We start from the raw sequence: 23,124 nt of genomic DNA, 5'->3' as shown, positions 1-23,124 counted from the left end.
CCCGACGAACGACGTCCACCAGGCGCGTCGGCCTCGAAGCGATGGCGTGACGCAGGAGCCGTGTGGCCGGGCATCAGGAGTTCACGAGGCAGGCTGGCTCAACCCGCTCTCGCCCTGATCAACACCGCTGATAATGCACATTATGTCATATGAGGCGTAGTCGCGGCTCGGTTGGGGTGACCGGACCGCCCTCCTCGGCCCCAGCGGCCCCAGCGGCCACGGCGCGCTGCGGCCACGGCGCGCTGCGAGGCGACCGGCACCGGATGGTGGCGACCACCTCGTGACGCTGCGTGCACTGCGCTGGCGCTCCCGGCCGGGCCGCTCCGCGATGGACGGCGACGAGAACTTCACGCGCTGCGTCGACGACGTCCGCGACCGCAGGACGGTCATCGCGGTCGCCGGCCTCAGCATGCCCGCGCGCGGCGGGGAGCATCTCGCCCTCCCCCGCCGCGCTCGAGGCGACGCGCGGCTCAGCCCCGGGTGGTGACGAGCGACGGCGCGGGCGCGTCGGATGCGCGGCTCCCGTCGCCGAGGGCTTCCGCGCCGGCGCTGACCGGGTCCTCGTGCTCGACGAGCGGGGCGTGCATGACCAGCACGGGGCAGGCGGCGTGCTCGGCGCAGGCGGAGCTGACGGATCCGAGGAGGAGCCCGACGAAGCCGCCGTGGCCCCGGCTGCCCGCCCGGGGAGGACGGACGTCCGCGAGCGCGGACGCGGTGGTGCGGGGAATGCTCATCGTCGAACACCTTCCATGCGTTCCGACTCCGGTGTCGGATTCTCGCAACGTAGGCACCCCCTCCCCCCGGGGCAAGGTATCCGAAGACCTTCGTCGCATGAGGCGACGAACGCGGAGCGGCCCCCGTCCTCGGCGAGGACGGGGGCCGCTGCGGTGTCGGGCGGTGATCAGCCCTTCGGCAGGGGCGGGCGCGCCGGGAGCAGGCCCGGGTTCACGATGCCCCAGTACGCGGGCATCGCCTCCTGGTTGGTCCCGAACGGGAGCGGCTGCTCCCAGGGCTGGTCGATCGCCGGGCTGTGCAGCCAGGTGTGCGAGTTGTCGGATCCCCAGAAGGTGACCGAGTCGAGGTTCCCGGCCTCCTGCCGGATCATCGTGAACAGGTCCTTGTAGACCCAGCCCACGGCCGCGGCGGTGTCGTCCGGGTTCGAGTAGACCGGCGCCGTGTGGCTCCGATTCTGGCTGTCGCCGGTCGCGGCCGCCTGCGAGGCGCCGACGTCGAGCTCGGAGACGGCCTCGAGGAGCTTCGGGTCGATCGCCTTCACCGCGTGGATAGTGGTGCGGAGCTCCTCGATGTCGCTCCGGAGGCCGATGTGGCTCTGCTGCGACACGCCCTCGACCGGGATGCCGCGCTTCAGGAGGGCGGAGATGAGTCCGAGGTAGTCGGTGCGCTTGCTCGGCGAGTCGGTGTTGTACTCGTTGATGAAGAGCTTGACGCCCGGGAAGTACTTCTTCGCGAGCTGGAAGCCCTCGTCGACGAAGCCCTCGCCCAGCACCTGGAACCAGCGGGTGTCCTTCATGTGGTGCGGGTTGGCGTTGGGGCCGTCGTCGATGACCTCGTTGACGACGTCCATGGCCCAGATGGGGCTGTTCCCGTTCGGGTAGCGGGACGCGATGTGGTCGGAGATCGCCTTGACGTGGGCCTCCATGCGCGCCTTCAGCAGCGCCTGGTCGGCGGGGCTGTTCGTGAGCGGCCGACCGTTGTCGAGGAAGAACCACGCGGGCGTCTGCGGCATCCAGAAGTCGACGTGGAAGTACATCTTCATGCCGTGGGCGTCGGCGAAGTCCAGCAGACGGTCGATGCCGGAGAAGTCGAACTGGCCCTCGACGCGCTGGATGGCGTCGGCCTTGCCCTCGTTCTCCGGGGTCATGGCGTTGAAGTGGCGGGCGATGAGGTCGGACGAGGTGCCCTGCACCTCACCGCTGCCCATGGCCACGCCGACGTGCTCGATGCCGGCGTCGCCGAGGACGTCCTTGAGGGCGGGGACCTGCATGCCGGGGACGGGCGTGCTGGGGGCGGCCGCGGAGGCGGAGGCGACGGGGACGCCGACGGCAGCCGCGGTGAGGACGGCGGCGGCCGCGGCGACGGCGGCGAGGCCGCGGCGGGGTCGGCGGCGGCGGAGCTCGGGATCGGGGTGGGACGGCGTCACGCGGACGGACGCCTCGGAGCGGGTGGAGCGGATGGGACGGGGAGTCACTGGTGCCTCTCGTGCGATGGATGGGACACAGGGACTCTAGGCAGGACCGCCCCGACGCCGCGCGGCTTGTTGACAGGTGCCAACGAGATCGGCGGCGGGTCACGGATGCGGGCGGTCCGTCGCCGTCGCCGTCGCCGTCGCGTGTCGCCGGCGGGTCGGCCGGTCCGCCGCCTGGTCAGCGCGGGCGGCGGCCGGTGACGACCCGGGTGCCGTCGTCCGCGTCGTCCTCGGGCGCGTCGATCCGCTCCACCCGCGCCTCGAGCCCGGCATCGGCGAACGCGGCGACGGCGTCGTCGAGCTGCGCGTCCGCGACCTCGACGAGGAGGATCCCGTCGGGCGCGAGCCAGGGGCCGCTCCCCCGCGCCACGCGTCGCAGCACGTCGAGCCCGTCGGGCCCGCCGTCGCGCGTCGCCTCCGGCTCGTGCAGGCGGGCCTCCGGCGGCATGAGGGCGAGCGCGGCACGCGGCACGTACGGCACGTTCGCGACGAGGACGTCGATCCGGCCCCGCAGGTCGTCCGGCAGGGCGTCCAGCAGGTCGCCGCGGTGCACGGTCGCGCGACGCGGCTCGAGGTTGCGGGCCGCGCAGGCGACCGCGACCGGATCCACGTCGGAGGCGTGGACCACGGCGCCGGGCACGTCGTCGGCGATCACGGCGGCGATGGCGCCGGATCCGCAGCAGAGGTCGACGACGACGGGTCGCCGTCTCCCCCGGGCCGCCGCCGCGGCGGCATGGGCCAGCCGCTCCGTCCGGCGGCGCGGGACGAAGACTCCGCGGTCGACGAGGATCCTCCGCCCGGCGAACTCCGCCCAGCCGATGACGGTCTCGAGCGGCTCGCCGGAGACGCGGGCGGTCGCCATCGCCTCGAGCTCCGCTGCCCGTGCCGCCAGGAGTCCGCGCGTCGCGGGGATCGACGGGGCCGTGGGGTCCGTGGGGCGCGCCGGATCCGGGTGGCGCTCGACGGACGCGGCCATGAGGAGCTCGGCCTCCTCCTCGGCGAAGACGCATCCCGCGGCCCGGAGGCGGAGCACGAGGGAGGCGAGGCCGGGAGCGTCGACGCGGCGGGCGTCGTCCGGCGTCGTCACGGTCGCCGCACGCTCAGGCGTCGCTGCCGAGGTGATCCAGCAGCGCGGCGACCCGGAGGAGCTCCTCGCCGCGCACCGGCGGGTGCGCGTGCTCCGCGGCCTGCACGAGCCACTCGGCGCGGGCGAGGTGCACCTCCGCGAGGAGCTGGCGCCCGCCGTCGGTGAGGCGCAGGAAGGATCCCGCGGCGTCCTGCGACTCGACGACGAAGCCCTTCTGCATGAGGCTCGCGAGGCTCGGGACGGTGGCCGCGCGTGCGGTGCGGGTGTCGAGCGCGAGCGACGTGCGGTCCATGCGCTCGGTGCCGGCCAGGCGGCGCAGGATGAGGATCTGCACGCCGGTGAGGCCGTCCCAGCTGGCGTCGACGGACGTGTCGATGCGCTCGGTCACGGCGCTCAGCGCGTGCGCGAGCCGGGTGTGCGGCTCGGTCGGGTCGGTCACGGGTGCTCCTCGGATGCGTGACCGCTCGCGCGTCGACCCCGCGGCTGCGGGTGGGCGGCGGGTGTCATGTCGTGATGCTCACGGTAGCGCCGGCGGGGGCCCCGCACGAGGGCGGATCCGGGATGCGACGCGGGACGACGACGCCCGCCGCGGCCGGGGCCGGGCGGGCGTCGGGGTGATGGGGCGTCGCCGGGGTCCGGCGGCCGGATCAGGACGGGAACTGCGTGAAGTCCGCGGTGTCCGGGTCGGCGCCGAGTCGCGTGCCCGACTCCAGGGTGTCGATCTCCGCGAGCTCCTCGATCGAGAGCTCGACCTCGATGCTCTCGAAGTTGGCGACGATGCGCTCCGGGGTGACCGACTTCGGGATCACGATGCGGCCCTGCGCGAGGTGCCAGGCGAGCACGATCTGCGCGGGCGTGGCGTCGTGCTCCTTCGCGAGGCGCGTGACGATCTCCGACTCGAGGTCGGCGCCCTGGCCGAGCGGGCTGTACGCCTCGACCTCGATGCCGCGCTCCACCGAGAACGTGGAGAGGTCGTGCTGCTGGAACGTCGGGTGCACCTCGATCTGGTTCACCACGGGCACGACGTCGGTCTCGGCGGCCAGCTGCTCGAGGTGCTTCTCGAGGAAGTTGGAGACGCCGATCGCGCGGATGAGGCCCTCGGCGTGCAGCGCCTCGAAGGTCTTCCACGTCTCGACGAACAGGCCGTGGCGGGCGTAGGGCCAGTGGATGAGGTAGAGGTCGACCGCGTCGACGCCGAGCTTGCGGCGGCTGTCCTCGAAGGCGGTGCGCGCGCTGTCCGCGCCCTGGTCGCCGTTGCGGAGCTTGGTGGTGATGAAGAGCTCTTCGCGCGGGATGCCCGTCGCCTTGATGGCGGCGCCCACGCCCTCCTCGTTGTAGTAGCCGGCGGCGGTGTCGATGTGGCGGTAGCCGGCCTCGAAGGCGCGCTCCACGGCCTGCTGCGTCTCGGCGGGCGGGGTCTGGAAGACGCCGAAGCCCAGCTGCGGGATGGTGACGCCGTTGTTCAGGGTGATGAGGGGGGATGCCATGTGCTCTCGTCTTCTTCGTCTCGATGGTCACGGGGGCGGGGCGCCGTCGTGCTCGGCTCCCCGCGTGCATCCACCGTACGCCCGGCTCGCGTCCCGACGACCGGGGGGACGGCGGGCTCCGCGCTGGGCGAACAGGAGACCGCGCGCCCGGCGCGTCCCGAGCACGACGACGGGCGCCGTCCTCTCGCGAGGAGCGGCGCCCGTCGGGTGGCGCGGAGCGGGATCAGCGGCCGGAGGTCTCCAGCACGTAGCCCTCCTCGCCGTGGACGATCGTGTCGATGCCCGCGATCTCGTCCTCGTTCTTCACCCGGAAGCCCATGGTCTTCTGGATGATCGTGCCGATGACGTACGAGAGCACGAAGGAGTAGATCAGCACCGCGAACGCGGCGAGGGCCTGCTTGCCGAGCTGCTCGAAGGTGCCCGAGTAGATGAGGCCCACGTTCGTGGCGAAGATGCCGATGTAGAGCGTGCCGATGAGGCCGCCGATGAGGTGGATGCCCACCACGTCGAGCGAGTCGTCGAAGCCGAGCTTGAACTTCAGCTCGATCGCGACGGCGCAGACGGCGCCGGCGACCAGGCCCAGCACGATCGCCCAGATGGGCGACAGCGAGGCGCAGGCCGGGGTGATGGCGACGAGGCCGGCGACCGCGCCGGATGCGGCGCCCACCGAGGTCGGCTTGCCGTCGCGGATCTTCTCCACCACGAGCCAGCCGAGGATGGCCGCGGCGGGCGCCGCGATGGTGTTGAGGAACGCGACGGCCGCGAGGCCGTCGGCCGCGAGCTCGGACCCGGCGTTGAAGCCGAACCAGCCGAACCAGAGGAGGCCGGCGCCGAGGAGCACGAACGGCGGGTTGTGCGGCACGTGCATGCCCTTGGCGAACCCGACGCGCTTGCCGAGGACGAGCGAGAGGGCGAGCGCCGCGGCGCCCGCGTTGATGTGCACCGCGGTGCCGCCCGCGAAGTCGATGGCACCGACGTTGTAGGCGATCCACCCGCCGTCGACGTTCGCGCCGTCGACGGCGGTGAAGTTGAAGACCCAGCTGGCGACCGGGAAGTAGACGACCGTCGCCCAGACGCCCGCGAACACCATCCACGCGCCGAACTTGGCGCGGTCCGCGATGGCGCCGGAGATGAGCGCGACGGTGATGATCGCGAAGGTCGCCTGGAAGGCGGCGAAGGCGAGCGTCGGGTAGGCGGTGGTCTGCTCGCCGAGGGCGGCGGTATAGGCGTCGCCGAGGCCGAGCTGGCCGAGGTCGATGCCGAGGACCCCGTCGATCCCGACGAACCGGTCGTTGGCGCTCGGCCCGCCGGGACCGTTGCCGAACGCGATGGCGTAGCCGTACAGGACCCAGAGGAGCCCGATGAGGCCCATGGCCCCGAAGCTCATCATCATCATGCTGATGACGCTCTTGGCCTTGACGAGCCCGCCGTAGAAGAACGCCAGACCCGGCGTCATCAGGAGGACCAGCGCCGCGGCGATCAGGAGGAAGGCGGTGTTGCCTTGATCCATGGTGTTTCACCTCTCGTAGATCGTGCAGGGGGTCGCACCGACGGGAGGCGAGCGGCCGCCCGTGTGGTCGGGGGGTTCGGCGCGAGCCGGGTGCCGGGTACGGCTCCAGTGTCCGGGGGCGAGGTTTCGCGGGCTCGCCGGCCGTGTTTCGGGCGCGTTACACGGGCGGCGGCCGTGTGAACATCGTGTTACCGGGGGCCTCGGAGGCCGTCGCGGGCGTCCCGCACCCAGCTCCGCGGGAGGCGCGTGCGCTAGAGCTCGCGGGCCGAGGCGGTGAGCGAGATGAGCCGGGAGATGGCCCGCAGGTACTTCTTCCGGTACCCGCCCGCGAGCATCTCGGCGGAGAACGCCTCGTCGAACGGCGTCCCCGTCGCCAGCAGCGGGATCTGCGCGTCGTACACGCGGTCGACGAAGGCGACGAAGCGGAGCGCGTCGGTCTGGCCCGTCAGCTGGGCGACGTCACGGAGGGCGATCACGTCGACGCCCTCGATGAGCTTCACGTACTTCGAGGGGTGCAGGCGGGCGAGGTGCCCGACGAGGTCCGCGAAGCCGTCGACCGTGACCGCACGCCCGCCGGAGCCCGCGGCCTCGGCCCGCGCGTCGAGGTCGGCGTCGGCGACCGTCACGGCGTGGCCCTCGAAGGCGCGGCGGCGGTAGTCGAGGCCGTCGATGCGGATCGTGTCGAACCGGTCGCTCATCGCCTGGATCTCGCGGAGGAAGTCGGCCGCGGCGAAGCGCCCCTCCCCCAGCGCGTTCGGCGGGGTGTTGCTCGTCGCGGCGATGCGCGTGCCGTCGGCCACGAGGTCGGAGAGCAGCCGGGTCATCATCATGGTGTCGCCCGGGTCGTCGAGCTCGAACTCGTCGATGGCGACGAGCGTCGCGCCGCGGAGGATCTCCACCGCGCCCTGGTAGCCGAGGGCGCCGACGAGCGCGGTGTACTCGATGAAGGTGCCGAAGTACTTCGGTCCCGGCATGGCGTGCCAGAGGGACGCGAGCAGGTGGGTCTTGCCGACGCCGAAGCCGCCGTCGAGGTAGACGCCGGGCTTCACGGCCGGCGCCTTCCGCCGGGAGAAGAGCCCGCCCCGGGATCCGGCGCGGTCGCCCGAGAAGGCGCGGAGGACCTCGACGGCCTGCGCCTGCGTGTCGTACTCGGGGTCGGGCCGGTACGTGTCGAACCGCGCCTCGTCGAACTGGCGCGGGGGCACCAGGTGCGCGGCGATCTCCTGGCCGGTGATGCTCGGCGACCGGCCGACCAGCGCGCCCGGTCCCGCGCCGCGCTCGTCGTGGTGCCGGGATCCGGTGTCGGTGTTCGTCACAGGTGGGTCTCCGGCTGTCATGGGAAGGTCCCGCGCATCGCGAACCGTTACCGTGGATGGTGGTCGACGCGCGCGCCGAGCGCCCGCGGAAGACCCCCAGACTAGACCGCGTCCCACCCAGCGCGGCCCCCGAGGCCGCGAGATCAGGAGAGCCCCATGGCCGTCGAGCCGGACACCACCCCCAGGTTCGCCGAGTACGCGCACCCCGAGCGGCTCGTGAGCGGCGACTGGCTCCAGGAGCGCCTCGCCGACGGCGCGCTCACGCCCGGCCTCGTGGTCGTCGAGTCGGACGAGGACGTGCTGCTCTACGAGACCGGCCACATCCCCGGAGCCGTGAAGCTCGACTGGCACACCGACCTCAACGACCCGGTCCAGCGCGACTACGTCGACGGCGAGCGGTTCGCGCAGCTCATGTCGGAGCGCGGCATCGCCCGCGACAGCACGGTCGTCATCTACGGCGACAAGAGCAACTGGTGGGCCGCGTACGCCCTCTGGGTGTTCACCCTCTTCGGCCACGAGGACGTGCGCCTCCTCGACGGCGGCCGCGACAAGTGGATCGCCGAGGGCCGCCCGGTCACCACCGACCAGCCGGTGGTCGCCCCCGCCGAGTACCCCGTGGTCGAGCGCCGCGACGAGGAGATCCGCGCATTCAAGGACGACGTGCTCGCGCACCTCGGCAACCCGCTCATCGACGTCCGCAGCCCCGAGGAGTACACGGGCCAGCGCACGACCGCGCCCGCCTACCCCGAGGAGGGCTCGCTCCGCGCCGGCCACATCCCCACGTCGCGCAACGTGCCGTGGGCCAAGGCCGCCGCCGAGGACGGCTCCTTCAAGACGCGCGCCGAGCTCGACGCCGTCTACCGCGAGGGCGCGGGCCTCTCCGACGGCGACGACGTCGTGGTGCTCTGCCGCATCGGGGAGCGCTCCAGCCACACGTGGTTCGTCCTCACGCACCTGCTGGGCTTCGAGGGCGTCCGCAACTACGACGGATCCTGGACCGAGTGGGGCTCCGCCGTGCGCGTCCCCATCGTCCAGGGCGCCGAGCCCGGGGAGCTGCCCTCCCGATGACCGGCTCCCCCGTGCTGCCCGCGGCGCTCGCCGAGATCCGCGACGACTTCCTCGCGCTCGGGCAGCGCGACCGGCTCCTGCTGCTGCTCGACTTCAGCAACGAGCTGCCGGAGCTGCCCGCGCGCTACGCCGAGCACCCCGACCTCCTCGAGCGCGTCGAGGAGTGCCAGTCGCCCGTGTTCATGTTCGTGGAGGTCGTCGAGGGCGACGTGCACGTGCACGCGCAGGCGCCGGCCGAGGCGCCCACGAGCCGCGGCTTCGCCTCGATCCTCGCCCAGGGCCTCGACGGGCTCCCGGCCGAGGAGGTGCTCGCGGTGCCCGACGACTACCCGTCCACCATCGGGCTCGACGCGGCCGTCTCCCCGCTGCGCATGCGCGGCATGACGGCCATGCTCGGCCGGGTCAAGCGGCAGGTGCGCGAGCGGCTCGCCGGGTGAGGATCACGCGGGTCCTGCCCGTCGCGGGCGCCGGGGAGGCCGCGGCATCCCGCGGGCTGGAGGACGACGGCACGCGCGCGTGGCTCGAGGGCCTCTACCGACCCGGATCCCCGGTCCACGTGCGCCTCAACTTCGTGGCCTCCGTCGACGGCAGCGTGATCGGCGCCGACGGGTCGTCCGACAGCCTCAGCAGCGCGGTCGACCGCCGGATCCTCGGCGTGATCCGCGAGGTCGCCGACGTCGTCCTCGTGGGCGCCGGCACCGTGCGCGCCGAGCGGTACGTGCTGCCCCGCCGCACGCCCCTGGCGGTCGCCACGTCCTCGGGAGACCTCACGGGCCACCGCTTCGACGCGGATGCCGCCGCGGGATCGCTCCTCGTCCTGTGCCCGCCCGAGGCGCGCGACCGCGCCGTCGCCACGCTCGACGGGGTTCCCGCCGAGATCGTCCCGGTCCCGCTGGGCGCCGCGGCCGACGGCCGCCTCTCCGGCGATGACGTCGTCGACGCGCTCGGCCGCCACGGCCTCACCGGCGTGGTGTGCGAGGGCGGGCCGGCGCTCGCCGCGGCGCTCCTCGCGGCGGGCCGGGTCGACGAGCTCTGCCTCACCACCTCCCCCGAACTCGTCACGTCCCTGACGCCGCTCGTGCCCGCGGGCTCCGGGGTCCGCGCTCCGCTGCGACTCACGCAGCTGCTCCTGGACGACGACCACCGCACGTACGCCCGCTGGGCGGTCGACCACGGCTGATGCCCTGGTCGCGGGCGCATCGCCGCGGGCCGACCGGCGTGGCTCCCGGCGGGCGCGACGGCGGACCGTAGTCTGCCCACGTGGTAGACACCCGTGACAGTGCCGAGGATCCGCCCGAGTTCCGCGCGGCGCTGGACGCGCTCCGGCGGGCCACCACCCGGTCCGAGCTCGTGCTGACCGAGATCCCGTCGCCGTCGTCGAACCTCGCGCCCTACGCCGTGGCGCTCGCCGCCGACGTGTCGCCGTCCGGCCACGCGTCCGACTCCGAGCTCGGCACGGGCCGCTTCATCCTCCTGCACGACCCCGAGGAGCCCGACGCCTGGGGCGGCGCCTTCCGCATCGTCTGCTTCGCGCAGGCCCCGCTCGAGACCGACATGGGCACCGACCCGTTCCTCGCCGACGTCGCGTGGTCGTGGCTCGTCGACGGCCTGGCCTCCCGCGGCGCGCGCTACACGGCGCCCTCGGGCACGGCCACCCGGATCATCTCCACCGGCTACGGCGAGCTCGCCCGGCAGGGCAGCGGCGCCAAGATCGAGCTGCGCGCCTCGTGGACGCCCGCGGACGCCGACGTGACCGCCCATGTGGAAGGCTGGGGGGAACTACTGTGCATGCTCGCCGGACTCCCTCCCGCGGGCGAAGGAGTGACACTGCTATCAGCGCGACGCACCCGGACGTGAACGCCCCGTCCGACACCCCCGACCCCGCCGACGGACGCCAGGAGGCCACCGGCTCCGCGACCGCGACGCCACTGACCCGGCCGGCCATGGGCGCGTCCCTGTTCTCGGACGTGCCGGGATCCACGGCCACGGACGCCGTGGTCGCGGGCACCCGGACGCGCACCCGCCGGGAGGCACCCGCCGTGGAGCCCGCGGCGGCGCCCGAGGCGGACGCAGCCGAGGCGGACGCGCCCGACGGGCCGGTCGCGGAGCCCGCCGAGCCCGAGGCCCGATCCCGCTCGTCCCGCGGTCGCGGCCGTCGCGCGTCCTCCGCTCCGGCCAGCGCGGCTCCGGAAGCCGAAGCCGCCGCCGACGCCCCGGATGCCCCCGCGCGCCCCGCCCTACGCGAGGCCGCGGCGACGGGCGACCTCACGGTCATCGACACGCGCGAGGAGTACCTGCGCGCGGTCGAGGCCATCGCGGCCGGCACCGGACCCATCGCCGTCGACGCCGAGCGCGCCTCCGGCTTCCGCTACAGCCAGCGCGCCTACCTCATCCAGGTGTTCCGCCGCGGCGCCGGCACGTTCCTGTTCGACCCGCCGGCCGTCGGCTCGTTCGCCGAGCTCGACGCCGTGATCCGCGACGTGGAGTGGGTGCTGCACGCCGCCAGCCAGGACCTGGCGTGCCTGCGCGAGGTGGGCCTCGACCCGCGGCGCATCTTCGACACCGAGCTCGCGTCGCGCCTGCTCGGGCTCCCCCGCGTCGGCCTCGGCACGGTGGTGGAGGAGCTGCTCGGGATCCACCTGGCCAAGGAGCACTCGGCGGCGGACTGGTCGACCCGGCCGCTCCCCCGCGCCTGGCTCGTGTACGCGGCGCTCGACGTGGAGCTGCTCGTCGACGTCCGCGACGAGATCGCCCGGCGCCTCGAGGAGCAGGGCAAGACGCGCATCGCCGAGCAGGAGTTCGCCGCGACGATCGCCAAGGAGGCGAAGCCCGCGCGCGTCGAGCCGTGGCGTCGCCTCAGCGGACTGCACGGCGTCCGCGGCGGCCGCAACCTCGCCGTCGCCAAGGAGCTGTGGGAGGCCCGGGACGCGTACGCGCGCGAGGTCGACACGAGCCCCGGCCGCCTCGTCCCCGACGGCTCGCTCGTGGCCGTCGCGCGCGTGCTGCCGCAGTCCAAGCGCGACCTGGCGGCCGTCCGCGAGTTCTCGGGCCGGGCGAGCCGCAGCGAGATCGACCGGTGGTGGGCCGCGGTGGAGCGCGGGCTCGCGGCCACGGAGTTCCCGTCCCTGCGCGGCACCGGCGAGTCGATGCCGCCCGCCAAGGCCTGGGCCGACAAGGACCCCGCCGCCGACCGCCGCCTCAAGCGCGCGCGTGCGGCCGTCCAGGACGTCGCGGACGGGATGTCCCTCCCGCAGGAGAACCTGGTGACGCCCGAGGTCCTCCGCCGCGTGGCCTGGACGCCGCCCGCCGACCTCGCGCCCGAGGCCGTCGGCGAGGCGCTCGCGTCGTGGGGGGCGCGCCCCTGGCAGATCGAGGCGGCTGCGGCTGCGGTGGCCGCGGCCTTTGTCGATGCGGACCAAGAGGACGACGCACCCGACGACGGGGCCTCGTAGGAACAGTCAACGGATTCGGCCCCCGTCCGGCTTCTTCCTAGGGTGGGGGAAATCGATGCGAGGAGGCGTCAGTGGTCGAGAGAGCCGAAGTCCATTTCGTGGACGGGGTCCGCACCCCGTTCGGGCGAGCGGGCGAGAAGGGCATGTACTGGCGGACCCGGGCCGACGACCTCGTCGTCAAGGCCATGATCGGGCTGCTGGAGCGGAACCCGCAGGTCCCGAAGGACCGGATCGACGAGGTCGCCATCGCGGCCACGACGCAGACGGGCGACCAGGGCCTCACGCTCGGTCGCACGGCGGCGCTCCTCGCCGGTCTCCCCCGTTCGGTTCCGGGTTTCGCCATCGACCGCATGTGCGCGGGCGCCATGACGAGCGTCACCGCGACGGCCGGCGGCATCGCCTTCGGCGCGTACGACCTCGCGATCGCCGGCGGCGTCGAGCACATGGGCCGCCACCCGATGGGCTTCGACGCGGACCCGAACCCGCGCTTCCTCGCCGAGCGGCTCGTCAGCCAGGACGCCCTCAACATGGGCAACACGGCCGAGCGGATCCACGACCGCTTCCCGGCGCTCACCCGCGAGCGGGCCGACCGCTATGCGCTGGCCAGCCAGCAGAAGACCGCCCTCGCGTACGCGAACGGCGACATCCAGCCGGACCTCGTGCCCGTCGCGACTCGATCCGACCAGGGCTGGGGGCTCGCCACCCGCGACGAGGCGATGCGCCCCGAGACGACGCTCGAGGGCCTCGCCGGGCTCCGCACCCCGTTCCGCCCGCACGGCCGCGTCACGGCCGGCAACTCGTCGGGCCTCAACGACGGCGCGACGGCCGCCCTGCTCGCGAGCGGCGACGCCGTCAAAGAGCTCGGCCTCGCCCCCAAGATGACGCTGGTGTCCTTCGCCTTCGCGGGCGTGGAGCCCGAGATCATGGGCATCGGACCCGTGCCGAGCACGGAGAAGGCGCTCCGCAAGGCCGGCCTCACGATCGACGACATCGGGCTCTTCGAGCTCAACGAGGCGTTCGCCATCCAGGTGCTCAGCCTGCTCGACCACTTCGGGATCGACGACGCCGATCCGCGCGTCAACGAGTACGGCGGCGCCATCGCCGTCGGCCACCCGCTCGCGTCCAGCGGCGTCCGGCTGATGAACCAGCTCGCGCGCCAGTTCGAGCAGCACCCGGAGGTCCGCTACGGCCTCACGGCGATGTGCGTCGGCCTCGGCCAGGGCGGCAGCGTCATCTGGGAGAACCCGCACTTCACCGGCAAGAGGAAGAGGAACAAGTGACCGACACCAGCCGCTTCCGGGAGCTCGTGGCGCTCGATCCCGACGAGGTCGTCACGCACTCGTTCGTCCGCGACGTCCACCTGCCCTCCGGCGGCGTGCTCGCGCTCGTCACGCTCGACAACGGGCGCGACCACACCCGGCCGTCCACGCTCGGGCCGGCCACGCTGCTGGAGCTCGCCGATGTGCTCGACCGCCTCACGGCGCGCGCGGCCGCCGGGGAGATCCGCGGCGTCGCGATCACCGGCAAGCCGTTCATCCTCGCCGCGGGCGCCGACCTCAGCAAGGTCGGCGAGATCCCCAGCCGTGAGGTCGGTCGTCAGATGGCGCAGCTCGGGCATGACACCCTCGGACGGCTGCACCGGCTCGGCGTGCCGTCGTTCACGTTCGTCAACGGTCTCGCGCTCGGCGGCGGGCTCGAGATCGGGCTGAACTCCGACTACCGCACGGTCGACGAGTCGGTGCCGGCGGTCGCGCTGCCCGAGGTGTTCCTCGGCATCATCCCCGGCTGGGGCGGGGCATGGCTGCTGCCGAACCTCATCGGCATCGAGAACGCCCTGAAGGTGATCATCGAGAACCCGCTCAAGAACAACCGCACGCTGAAGGCGGAGGACGTCATGGAGCTCGGCATCGCCGACGCGTCGTTCCCGTCCGCGTCGTTCCTCGAGCAGTCGATCCGCTGGGCCGACGGCGTCATCTCGGGCGCCATCGAGGTGAAGCGCCCGCACGCGCCGGGCCGCCTCGAGCGCATCGCGAAGTGGGACGTCGCCATCGGCATCGCCCGGAAGTCCCTCGAGCAGCGGATCGGCACGGTCGCGCTCTCGCCGTACCGAGCACTCGACCTGCTCCAGGGGGCGAAGCGCAGCACCCGCGAGGAGGGGTTCGCCGCGGAGGACGAGGCCCTCGCGGACCTCATCTCGGGCGACCAGTTCCGCGCGAGCATCTACGCGTTCGACCTCGTGCAGAAGCGCGCCAAGCGGCCCGCGGGAGCGCCGGACAAGGACCTCGCGCGTCCGGTCACCAAGGTCGGCGTGGTCGGCGCCGGGCTCATGGCCTCGCAGTTCGCCCTCCTGTTCGTGCGTCGGCTGCAGGTCCCCGTCGTGATCACCGACCTCGACCAGGCGCGCGTCGACGCGGGCGTCGCCGGCATCCACGGCGAGATCCGGAAGCTGGCCGAGAAGGGTCGCGTCTCCCCCGACGAGGCCAACCGGCTCACGGCGCTCATCACGGGGACGACCGACAAGGCCGACTTCGCCGACGCGGACTGGGTCATCGAGGCCGTCTTCGAGGAGCTCGGCGTGAAGCAGGCCGTGTTCGCGGAGATCGAGCAGCACGTCTCCGAGACGGCGATCCTCGCGACGAACACGTCGAGCCTCTCGGTGGAGCGCATCGGCGAGCGGCTCGCGCACCCGGAGCGGCTCGTGGGCTTCCACTTCTTCAACCCGGTGGCGGTCATGCCGCTCATCGAGGTCGTGCGGACGCCGCAGACGACGGACGAAGCGCTCTCGACGGCGATGCAGGTCGCGAGGAAGCTCAAGAAGAACGCCGTGATCACCCGCGACACCCCGGGGTTCGTGGTCAACCGGATCCTGGCCAAGGTCCTCGGCGAGGCCATGCACGCGGTGGACACGGGCACGCCGTTCGAGGTCGTCGACCGGTCGCTCGCGCCGTTCGGCCTGCCGATGACGCCCTTCGAGCTGCTCGAGCTCGTGGGCCTCAAGGTCGGCGCGCACGTGCTCGACACGCACCACGCGGCCTTCCCCGACCGGTTCTTCGAGAGCCCGAACCTGCACCGGCTCGCGGACCTCGGCCGCATCTACGCGCGCGACGCGAAGGGACGGCCGACGGGCTTCGACAAGGAGGCGGTGCGGATCGTCACGGGCGGGAAGTCGCCCATGACGGCCGAGGAGATCCGCGAGCGGGTCGAGACCGGCCTCGCGGACGAGGTGCACCGCATGCTGCAGGACGACGTGGTGCACGCGGCCGAGGACATCGACCTGTGCCTCATCCTGGGCGCCGGCTACCCGTTCCAGATGGGCGGCCTCACGCCCTACCTCGACCGGGTCGGCGCGAGCGAGCGCGCGTTCGGCACGACCTTCCACCAGCCGGCGATCCGCGGCGTCGCGTAGCGCGACACCGCACGACGGAGGGCCCGGCCGCGACGGCCGGGCCCTCCGTCGTCGTGCTGCGGCCTACGGCTGCTCGTCGTCCTCCGGGGCCACGGACACGCGGTCGGCATCCTCGCGCAGGGGCCGGGCGGCCGGCACGCGGCTGCCGAGGACCTGCGCCACCACGTCGCGCGCGATGTGCTGCGGCGTCAGGCCGACGCGCTCGAGGATCTCCGCGCGGCTGGCGTGGTCGAGGAACTCGTCCGGGAGCCCCAGCTCGGTCACGCCCGTGTCGATGCCGGCCTCCCGGAGGTCCTGGCGGATCCGGGTGCCGATGCCGCCGACGACCACGCCGTCCTCGATGGTCACGACCAGGCGGTGGGCGCCGCCGAGCTCGACGACGCTCCGCGGCACCGGGACGACCCAGCGGGGGTCCACGACGGTCGCGCCGATGCCCTGGGCCTGGAGCCGCTCGGCGACCTCGATGCCCATGGCCGCCATCGGACCCACGGTCACGATGAGGACGTCCTTCGCCTCCGACTCGTGCAGCACGTCCACGCCGTCGTCGAGGCGCCGCAGGGCATCGATCTCGTCGCCGACGACGCCCTTGGAGAAGCGCACGACGGTGGGCGCGTCGTCCACCTTCACGGCCTCGCCCAGCTCCTCGCGGAGGCGCGTCGCGTCCCGCGGGGCGCTCAGGCGGATGTGCGGCACGATCTGCAGCAGGGCGAGGTCCCACATGCCGTGGTGGCTGGGTCCGTCCGGACCGGTCACGCCCGCCCGGTCGAGCACGAAGGTCACGCCGGCGCGGTGCAGGGCGACGTCCATGAGGACCTGGTCGAAGGCCCGGTTGACGAAGGTCGCGTAGAGCGCGACGACGGGGTGGAGGCCGCCGAACGCGAGGCCGGCGGCGCTCGTCACCGCGTGCTGCTCGGCGATGCCCACGTCGTGGACGCGGTCGGGGTGCTTCTCGGCGAACTTGTGGAGGCCCACGGGGCGCAGCATGGCGGCCGTGATGCCGACGATGCGCGGGTCCTCGTCGGCGAGGGCGAGGATCTCGTCCGCGAAGACGCTCGTCCAGCTCGCGGCCTGCGCGGCGTCGATCGGCTCCCCCGTCTCGGGGTCGATCTGGCCGACGGCGTGGAACTGGTCGGCCACGTCCCGGCGCGCCGGCTCGTAGCCGCGGCCCTTCTCCGTGATGGCGTGCACGATGACCGGGGCGCCGTAGTCGCGCGCCTGCTGGAGCGCCTCCTCCATGGCCTGCTGGTCGTGCCCGTCGATGGGCCCCAGGTACTTGATGTCGAGGTTGGAGTAGAGCGCCTCGTTGTCCGTGACGCGCGTGAGGAATCCGTGCAGGCCGCCGCGGAGCCCGCGGTAGAGGCTGTCCCCCGGCGCCCCGAAGACCCCGAACACGCGCTGGCTCGTCTCGTAGAGGCCGCGGTAGGTGCGGCGCGTGCGCACCGTGTTGAGGAACCGCGCCATGCCGCCGATCGTCGGGGCGTAGGAGCGGCCGTTGTCGTTGACGACGATGATGAGCTTGCGCGTGTTGTCGTCGGAGATGTTGTTGAGCGCCTCCCACGTCATGCCGCCCGTGAGGGCCCCGTCGCCCACGACCGCGACCACGTGCCGGTCGGTCTGCCCGGTGATCCCGAAGGCCCGGGAGATGCCGTCCGCCCAGCTCAGCGAGCTGGACGCGTGCGAGCTCTCGACGATGTCGTGCTCGGACTCCGACCGCTGCGGGTAGCCGGCGAGGCCCCCGGACGCGCGGAGCCGGCTGAAGTCCTGGCGGCCCGTCACGAGCTTGTGCACGTACGACTGGTGCCCGGTGTCGAAGACGATCGCGTCCTTCGGCGAGTCGAAGACCCGGTGGATCGCGAGGGTCGTCTCCACGACACCGAGGTTCGGGCCCAGGTGGCCGCCGGTCTTGGACACCTCCGCGACCAGGAACTGCCGGATCTCCACGGCGAGCTCGAGCATCTGCCCGGGGCTCAGCCGGTCCAGGTCACGGGGTCCCGTGATGGTCTCGAGGATTCCCATGCTGACCGCCTTCCCTCGGACGCCATGTCGCGACGTCCGCCTCATCGAGTGTACGCAGGGCCCTGCATGCACGAAGGAGGCCGGGCGTCGCCGCCCGGCCTCCTCAGCCTCCTGTTACGCGACGAGGCTGCGCAGCACGTACTGCAGGATGCCGCCGTTGCGGTAGTAGTCCGCCTCGCCGGGGGTGTCGATGCGCACGACCGCGTCGAACTCCACCTTCTCCTTGCCCGCGGGCGAGTCGGAGGTGGGGGCGGCGACCACGCGCACGGTGCGCGGGGTGGTGCCGGAGTTCAGCGCCTCGAGACCGGTGATGCTGATCTCCTCGGTGCCGTCGAGCCCGAGCGTGTCCCAGGTCTCGCCCGCCGGGAACTGCAGCGGGACGACGCCCATGCCGATGAGGTTGGAGCGGTGGATGCGCTCGAAGCTCTCGGTGATGACCGCCTTGACGCCGAGCAGGCTCGTGCCCTTGGCCGCCCAGTCGCGCGACGAGCCGGAGCCGTACTCCTTGCCCGCGAGGATCACGAGCGGGGTGCCGGCGACCTGGTAGTTCTCCGACGCGTCGTAGATGAAGGACTGCGGGCCGCCCTCCTGCGTGAAGTCGCGCGTGTAGCCGCCCTCGACGCCGTCGAGCAGCTGGTTGCGGAGGCGGATGTTCGCGAACGTGCCGCGGATCATGACCTCGTGGTTGCCGCGACGCGAGCCGTAGGAGTTGTAGTCCTTCCGCCCCACGCCGTGCTCGTCGAGGTAGCGGCCCGCGGGGCTGTCCGCCTTGATGGAGCCGGCCGGGCTGATGTGGTCGGTCGTGACCGAGTCGCCCAGCTTGGCCAGCACCCGCGCGCCCGTGATGTCGGCGACCGGCGTGGTCTCCATCGTGAGGCCCTCGAAGTACGGGGGCTTCCGCACGTAGGTGGACTCCGCGTCCCACTCGAACGTCGCGCCCGTGGGCGTGGGGAGCGAGCGCCAGCGCTCGTCGCCGTCGAAGACGCCGGCGTACTGGTGCGTGAACATGCCCGTGTCGATGGAGCTGTCGATGGTCGACTGGACCTCGTCCGCGTCGGGCCAGATGTCCTTGAGGAACACGTCGTTGCCCTCGGTGTCGGTGCCGAGCGCGTCGGCGTCGAAGTCGAAGTTCATCGATCCGGCCAGCGCGTACGCGATCACGAGCGGCGGGCTCGCGAGGTAGTTCATCTTCACGTCGGGGTTGATGCGGCCCTCGAAGTTGCGGTTGCCCGAGAGGACCGCCGTCACCGCGAGGTCGTTGTCCTGCACCGCGGCGGAGATCTCGTCGAGCAGCGGGCCCGAGTTGCCGATGCAGGTCGTGCAGCCGTAGCCGACGGTGTAGAAGCCGAGGTCCTCGAGGTACGTCGTGAGGCCGGACTTCTCGTAGTAGTCGGTGACGACCTTGGATCCGGGCGCCAGCGTGGTCTTCACCCACGGCTTGGCCTTCAGGCCCTTCTTGCTGGCGTTGCGGGCGAGGAGCCCGGCCGCGAGCATGACCGACGGGTTCGACGTGTTGGTGCACGAGGTGATCGCCGCGATGGCCACCGCGCCGTGGTCGAGGGTGAAGTCGCGCCCGTCCTCGAGGGTGACGCGCGTGGGCTTCGTGACGCTCGTGGGGCTGTTCGACGCGTGGTGCGTCTCGTGCGTGGAGTGCTCGTCCTCCGGCTGCAGCTCGCCCGGGTCGGACGCGGGGAAGCTCATGGCCGACGCGAGGTCGACGATGTCGTGGTCGACCTTCGCGTAGTCGTTGAGGTCGCGCTCGAACTGCGACTTCGCGTCCGTCAGCTCGATGCGGTCCTGCGGGCGCTTCGGGCCGGCGATGGACGGCACCACGGTGGACAGGTCGAGCTCGAGGTACTCGCTGAAGGTGGGCTCCACCGACGCGTCGTGCCAGAGCCCCTGCTCCTTGGCGTAGGCCTCGACGAGCGCGACCTGCTCGTCGCTGCGGCCGGTGAGGCGCAGGTAGTCGAGCGTGACGTCGTCGATGGGGAACACGGCGGCGGTCGAGCCGAACTCGGGGCTCATGTTGCCGATGGTGGCGCGGTTCGCGAGCGGGACGGCGCCGACGCCGGAGCCGTAGAACTCGACGAACTTGCCGACGACGCCGTGCTTGCGCAGCATCTGCGTGATGGTGAGCACGACGTCCGTCGCCGTGACGCCTGTGGGGATCTCGCCGGAGAGCTTGAAGCCGACGACCTTGGGGATGAGCATCGAGACCGGCTGGCCGAGCATGGCCGCCTCCGCCTCGATGCCGCCGACGCCCCAGCCCAGCACGCCCAGGCCGTTGACCATGGTCGTGTGCGAGTCGGTGCCGACGCAGGTGTCGGGGTAGGCCTGGAGGACGCCGCCGACCTCGCGCGTCATGGTGACGCGGGCGAGGTGCTCGATGTTGACCTGATGCACGATGCCGGTGCCGGGCGGGACGACCTTGAAGTCCTCGAACGCCGTCTGGCCCCAGCGGAGGAACTGGTACCGCTCGCCGTTGCGCTCGTACTCGATGTCGACGTTGCGCTCGAGCGCGTCCTCGGAGCCGAAGAGGTCGGCGATGACCGAGTGGTCGATGACGAGCTCGGCGGGCGCGAGCGGGTTGATCCGGGTCGGGTCGCCGCCCAGCTCGCCGACGGCCTCGCGCATGGTGGCCAGGTCGACGATGCAGGGGACGCCGGTGAAGTCCTGCATCACGACGCGGCCCGGGGTGAACTGGATCTCGGTGTCGGGCTCGGACTCGGGCACCCAGTCGCCGAGGGCGCTGATCTGCGACCCCGTGACGTTCTTGCCGTCCTCGGTGCGGAGCAGGTTCTCCAGCAGCACCTTGAGGCTGAACGGGAGCCGCTCGTGGCCCGGCACGGTGTCGATGCGGTAGATCTCGTAGTCGGTGTCCCCGACGCGGAGTGTGTCCTTCGCGCCGAAGCTGTTGATTGCAGACACGTGGCCCTCTTCCCTCGCTGGATGGGCGCGGAACCCGCGTTCCGCCCGTCATCCGATCTTGGTCGCCCGCCGCGGCCGGGTCCAGTAAGGCGACCCTGAGCGGGCGCGCCGACGCGGGCGGGGACGGCGTCGATGTATCTCGACGTCGAGATAAACGTATCACCGCCTCGACCGGTCGTCGCCGCGGCGCGCGCGGGCGGGACGGGTCTCGCGTCAGGCGGCCGGGGAGGCCGAGCGGTCGGCCGCGTACACCGCGCGGACGAAGAGCCACGAGAGCACGAGCAGCACGCCGTAGAGCGGCGTGCCCATCACGAGGCGAGCGACGCCCAGCGCGTCGATCGCGTCGGCGAGGTAGAGCGGGAGCTGCACCGCGAGGCGGAGGCCGAAGAACGCGACCCACACGAGCGTGAGGAGCCGGAGCGCGCGGGACTTCCGCCGGTCGCCTCGCCAGGCGGTGCCGTCCCCCATGAGGAAGCCGACGGCGACGCCGACGAGCGGCCAGCCGACGACGACCGACACGAGCAGCACGGTGAAGTAGGCCCCGTTGGTCCAGAGGCCGAGGGCGTAGAAGTCGCGCCCCTCCCCGGACCGCAGGGCGAGGACGGCGGAGATCACGATGCCGACGAGGCCGCCGACCGCGGGGGCGACGGCCGAGCGCTGGACGAGGCGGGCGATGACCGCCACGACCGCGACGCCGACCGGGACGGCGACCGACAGCACGATGTCGCGCGTGAGCGTGAAGGCGACGAGGAAGAGGAGGCCGGGCACGATCGCCTCGAGGACGCCGCGGACGCCGCCCATCGCGCCGATCAGGGCGGAGGGCGTCATCGGCTCGCCGCGCGCGGCCTGGCCGAGCCCGGCGCGCTCGGCGGCCTGGGCCATGCTCGCGCCGAGCGCCTCGCCCGCAGCCGGAGCGGCGGGACCCTGCTGCTCGGACCCGGCGTCGGCTGGCGCGCCCGGCCGGCGCGGCTCGTCGCCCGCCGTCACGCTCAGGAACCCAGCGCCGGGGCCGGGGCCTCGCCGGCGGGTGCCGCGCCCGACGTGGTGCCGACCTGCGCGGCCGGCATCTTCAGGGGGATGAGGTCGCGCGGGGGCATCGGCGAGGATCCGCGGACCACGACGACGCTGCGGAACAGGTCCTCGACGGCGGCGGCCGCCTCGGGGTCGGACACGGCGCGGCCGGTGATGACGCCGCGCAGGAACCAGCGCGGACCGTCGACGCCGATGAAGCGCGCGTCGCGGGTGGTCGCCGCCGGCTGGCCCGGCTGCGGGACGACGGGGATGACCGCGTGCAGCTCGGGGCCGAACGGGCCGTCGGCGAGGCGCGTGGTGCCGCCCTGCTTCTGGATCTGCTCCCCGATCGTCGTGCGGATCTCATGCCACAGGCCGCTCGAGCGCGGCGCCGCGAAGGGCTGCACCTGGAGGCTGGACTCGGCGAAGTCGAGCCCGACGGCGACGACCTGCTGCGTGCCCTCGGCCACCTCCAGGCGGAGGTGCAGGCCCTCGCGCGGCAGGATCTTGATGCCGCCGAGGTCGACATAGGGACGGACCGGGTTCGCCTCGGTCTCGTCGAGCGGCCCCTCGTCGGCCCGGTCGTCGGGCGCGGACTTCGCGTCGAGGACGTGCTCGGCCTCGTCCGCGACCGTGTCGTCGGGCTGGTCGGTGGTGTCGTCGGTCATGTTCGGTCTCCTGACTCTCGGGCGGGGAGGGCGCCGGTGCCCGTGGAGCCGAAGCCCCCCGAGCCGCGGTGGCTCCCGGGCAGCTTCTCCACGGGCACGAAGCGCACCCGGCTGACCGGCATGACGACGACCTGCGCGATGCGGTCGCCGACCGCGACATCGTACGCGTGGTCGGCGTCGGTGTTGAGGAGCGTCACCCGGATCTCGCCGCGGTAGCCCGCGTCGACGGTGCCGGGCGCGTTGACGATGGTGATGCCGTGGCGTGCCGCGAGCCCGCTGCGCGGAAGCACGAAGGCGGCGTGGCCGTCCGGCAGGGCGATCGAGACTCCCGTGCCGACGGTGGCCCGCCGACCGGGCTCGAGGCGCACGGCCTCCGCGCTCACGAGGTCGGCACCGGCGTCGCCGGGGTGCGCGTAGGCGGGGATCGGGGCGTCGCCCGCGATGAGGACGTCGACGGGATCGGGCACGGTGAGAGGCTAGTGCAGGAATCTGATCGAATAGGCGCATGCCCCCACCCCCCTACAGAGAGCGGCTCCGGCCGGCTCCCTGGCTCTTCGTCGCCACCGCCCTCGTCATCCCCGCGAGCCTGCTCGTCTTCCTCCCCATCAGCGTCGTCGCCGGGGTGGTGGTCGCGATCGTCCTCTACGCGGGGGTCGTCGCGACGCTCGTGCTCACGAGTCCCGTGATCGAGGTGGTCGACGGGCGGCTGCGGGCCGGCCGCGCCACCATCGACGTGGACCAGCTCGGCGAGCCCGAGGCGTTCCGCGGCGCCGACGCGACGGCCGAGCGCGGCGTGCGGCTGCACGCGCGGGCGTTCCTCGTGATCCGAGGGTGGGTGGATCCGGTGGTCAAGGTGCCGCTCCTGGACGCGGCGGACCCGGCGCCCTACTGGCTGGTGTCCACACGGACGCCGGAACGACTGATCGCCGCGATCCGGGGATCGCGGCGATCATGACGTGCGGTGAGGCG

At 72.9% G+C, this 23,124-nt stretch carries 20 protein-coding genes and 1 pseudogene; 9 read left to right on the top strand and 12 right to left on the bottom strand.

Features of this window, described 5'->3' with window-relative positions:
• The first annotated feature begins 280 nt into the window (after positions 1–280).
• Positions 281–487, top strand: coding sequence for a hypothetical protein (locus ACU4ZT_RS08780; RefSeq protein ID WP_063071847.1), 207 nt, complete (start codon positions 281–283; stop codon positions 485–487).
• Here the strand turns inward: ACU4ZT_RS08780 and ACU4ZT_RS08775 are convergent.
• The 7 genes and pseudogenes from ACU4ZT_RS08775 to zapE all read right to left on the bottom strand — a co-directional run.
• Positions 471–677, bottom strand: a pseudogene (locus ACU4ZT_RS08775) (universal stress protein); the annotation flags it as partial. The gene ACU4ZT_RS08780 and the pseudogene ACU4ZT_RS08775 overlap by 17 nt on opposite strands.
• A 224-nt stretch (positions 678–901) precedes the next feature.
• Entirely contained in the window at positions 902–2,209 is a 1,308-nt protein-coding gene (locus ACU4ZT_RS08770) for an endo-1,4-beta-xylanase (RefSeq protein WP_254654530.1), read from the bottom strand.
• A 175-nt stretch (positions 2,210–2,384) separates the two neighbouring features.
• Positions 2,385–3,182, bottom strand: a complete 798-nt coding sequence (locus tag ACU4ZT_RS08765; RefSeq protein ID WP_081235030.1) for a putative protein N(5)-glutamine methyltransferase — start codon at positions 3,180–3,182, stop codon at positions 2,385–2,387.
• A 124-nt stretch (positions 3,183–3,306) separates the two neighbouring features.
• On the bottom strand, positions 3,307–3,732 hold the full coding sequence (locus ACU4ZT_RS08760) for a MarR family winged helix-turn-helix transcriptional regulator (protein ID WP_063071850.1): 426 nt from the start codon (positions 3,730–3,732) through the stop codon (positions 3,307–3,309).
• Positions 3,733–3,940: 208 nt separating this feature from the next.
• Positions 3,941–4,780 carry an aldo/keto reductase gene (locus tag ACU4ZT_RS08755; protein WP_063071851.1) on the bottom strand — a complete coding sequence of 280 codons (840 nt, stop codon included), beginning with the start codon at positions 4,778–4,780 and terminating at the stop codon, positions 3,941–3,943.
• Positions 4,781–5,003: 223 nt separating this feature from the next.
• Complete coding sequence (locus ACU4ZT_RS08750) at positions 5,004–6,290, bottom strand: ammonium transporter (RefSeq protein ID WP_063071852.1); 1,287 nt, start codon at positions 6,288–6,290, stop codon at positions 5,004–5,006.
• Between the two features lie 251 nt (positions 6,291–6,541).
• Entirely contained in the window at positions 6,542–7,606 is a 1,065-nt protein-coding gene (gene zapE / locus ACU4ZT_RS08745; protein WP_063071853.1) for a cell division protein ZapE, read from the bottom strand.
• 156 nt (positions 7,607–7,762) lie between these two features.
• Between zapE and ACU4ZT_RS08740 the strand changes: the two genes are divergently transcribed.
• The 7 genes from ACU4ZT_RS08740 (at position 7,763) to ACU4ZT_RS08710 (ending at position 15,532) form a co-directional block, all read left to right on the top strand.
• Complete coding sequence (locus ACU4ZT_RS08740) at positions 7,763–8,674, top strand: sulfurtransferase (protein WP_063071854.1); 912 nt, start codon at positions 7,763–7,765, stop codon at positions 8,672–8,674.
• On the top strand, positions 8,671–9,111 hold the full coding sequence (locus ACU4ZT_RS08735) for a SufE family protein (protein ID WP_063071855.1): 441 nt from the start codon (positions 8,671–8,673) through the stop codon (positions 9,109–9,111). The genes ACU4ZT_RS08740 and ACU4ZT_RS08735 overlap by 4 nt, the downstream gene beginning before the upstream one ends.
• Entirely contained in the window at positions 9,108–9,854 is a 747-nt protein-coding gene (locus tag ACU4ZT_RS08730; protein WP_414763379.1) for a dihydrofolate reductase family protein, read from the top strand. Before ACU4ZT_RS08735 ends, ACU4ZT_RS08730 begins: the two co-directional genes overlap by 4 nt.
• An 80-nt stretch (positions 9,855–9,934) precedes the next feature.
• A complete protein-coding gene (locus ACU4ZT_RS08725) occupies positions 9,935–10,531 on the top strand; it encodes a DUF3000 domain-containing protein (RefSeq protein ID WP_270981433.1) in 597 nt (198 codons plus the stop codon).
• A gap of 416 nt (positions 10,532–10,947) precedes the next feature.
• A complete protein-coding gene (locus ACU4ZT_RS08720; protein ID WP_270981538.1) occupies positions 10,948–12,126 on the top strand; it encodes an HRDC domain-containing protein in 1,179 nt (392 codons plus the stop codon).
• Positions 12,127–12,197: 71 nt separating this feature from the next.
• Entirely contained in the window at positions 12,198–13,406 is a 1,209-nt protein-coding gene (locus ACU4ZT_RS08715; protein ID WP_063071858.1) for a thiolase family protein, read from the top strand.
• Positions 13,403–15,532: a 3-hydroxyacyl-CoA dehydrogenase NAD-binding domain-containing protein gene (locus tag ACU4ZT_RS08710; RefSeq protein WP_445337033.1), complete on the top strand. Its 2,130-nt coding sequence runs from the start codon at positions 13,403–13,405 to the stop codon at positions 15,530–15,532. Before ACU4ZT_RS08715 ends, ACU4ZT_RS08710 begins: the two co-directional genes overlap by 4 nt.
• 63 nt (positions 15,533–15,595) lie before the next feature.
• Here ACU4ZT_RS08710 and dxs read toward each other — a convergent pair whose 3' ends face one another.
• The 5 genes from dxs to dut all read right to left on the bottom strand — a co-directional run bounded on the left by dxs (position 15,596) and on the right by dut (position 22,622).
• Positions 15,596–17,548 (bottom strand): 1-deoxy-D-xylulose-5-phosphate synthase, encoded by a 1,953-nt coding sequence (gene dxs, locus ACU4ZT_RS08705; RefSeq protein ID WP_063071860.1) that lies wholly within the window; start codon positions 17,546–17,548, stop codon positions 15,596–15,598.
• A 114-nt stretch (positions 17,549–17,662) separates the two neighbouring features.
• Positions 17,663–20,476, bottom strand: a complete 2,814-nt coding sequence (gene acnA, locus ACU4ZT_RS08700) for an aconitate hydratase AcnA (protein WP_063071861.1) — start codon at positions 20,474–20,476, stop codon at positions 17,663–17,665.
• 213 nt (positions 20,477–20,689) lie between these two features.
• A complete protein-coding gene (locus ACU4ZT_RS08695; RefSeq protein ID WP_254654531.1) occupies positions 20,690–21,463 on the bottom strand; it encodes a DUF3159 domain-containing protein in 774 nt (257 codons plus the stop codon).
• A gap of 2 nt (positions 21,464–21,465) precedes the next feature.
• Positions 21,466–22,155 (bottom strand): DUF3710 domain-containing protein, encoded by a 690-nt coding sequence (locus ACU4ZT_RS08690; protein WP_063071863.1) that lies wholly within the window; start codon positions 22,153–22,155, stop codon positions 21,466–21,468.
• On the bottom strand, positions 22,152–22,622 hold the full coding sequence (gene dut / locus ACU4ZT_RS08685) for a dUTP diphosphatase (RefSeq protein WP_063071864.1): 471 nt from the start codon (positions 22,620–22,622) through the stop codon (positions 22,152–22,154). Before dut ends, ACU4ZT_RS08690 begins: the two co-directional genes overlap by 4 nt.
• Positions 22,623–22,660: 38 nt before the next feature.
• Between dut and ACU4ZT_RS08680 the strand changes: the two genes are divergently transcribed.
• Positions 22,661–23,110 carry a DUF3093 domain-containing protein gene (locus ACU4ZT_RS08680; RefSeq protein WP_063071865.1) on the top strand — a complete coding sequence of 150 codons (450 nt, stop codon included), beginning with the start codon at positions 22,661–22,663 and terminating at the stop codon, positions 23,108–23,110.
• The last annotated feature ends 14 nt before the right edge of the window (positions 23,111–23,124 follow it).

It is taken from the genome of Clavibacter davisi (assembly GCF_052751415.1).
Note: the sequence above shows the minus strand (reverse complement) of the source record. Positions and strands in the feature narration are given on the sequence as shown.

What these genes read in the sequence shown, in the direction of transcription:
- ACU4ZT_RS08690 (WP_063071863.1), bottom strand. Translation starts at nt 22,155, where the DNA reads ATGACCGACGACACCACCGACCAGCCCGACGACACGGTCGCGGACGAG.
- ACU4ZT_RS08740 (WP_063071854.1), top strand. Translation starts at nt 7,763, where the DNA reads ATGGCCGTCGAGCCGGACACCACCCCCAGGTTCGCCGAGTACGCGCAC.
- ACU4ZT_RS08735 (WP_063071855.1), top strand. Translation starts at nt 8,671, where the DNA reads ATGACCGGCTCCCCCGTGCTGCCCGCGGCGCTCGCCGAGATCCGCGAC.
- ACU4ZT_RS08755 (WP_063071851.1), bottom strand. Translation starts at nt 4,780, where the DNA reads ATGGCATCCCCCCTCATCACCCTGAACAACGGCGTCACCATCCCGCAG.
- dxs (WP_063071860.1), bottom strand. Translation starts at nt 17,548, where the DNA reads ATGGGAATCCTCGAGACCATCACGGGACCCCGTGACCTGGACCGGCTG.
- ACU4ZT_RS08680 (WP_063071865.1), top strand. Translation starts at nt 22,661, where the DNA reads ATGCCCCCACCCCCCTACAGAGAGCGGCTCCGGCCGGCTCCCTGGCTC.
- ACU4ZT_RS08765 (WP_081235030.1), bottom strand. Translation starts at nt 3,182, where the DNA reads ATGGCCGCGTCCGTCGAGCGCCACCCGGATCCGGCGCGCCCCACGGAC.
- ACU4ZT_RS08750 (WP_063071852.1), bottom strand. Translation starts at nt 6,290, where the DNA reads ATGGATCAAGGCAACACCGCCTTCCTCCTGATCGCCGCGGCGCTGGTC.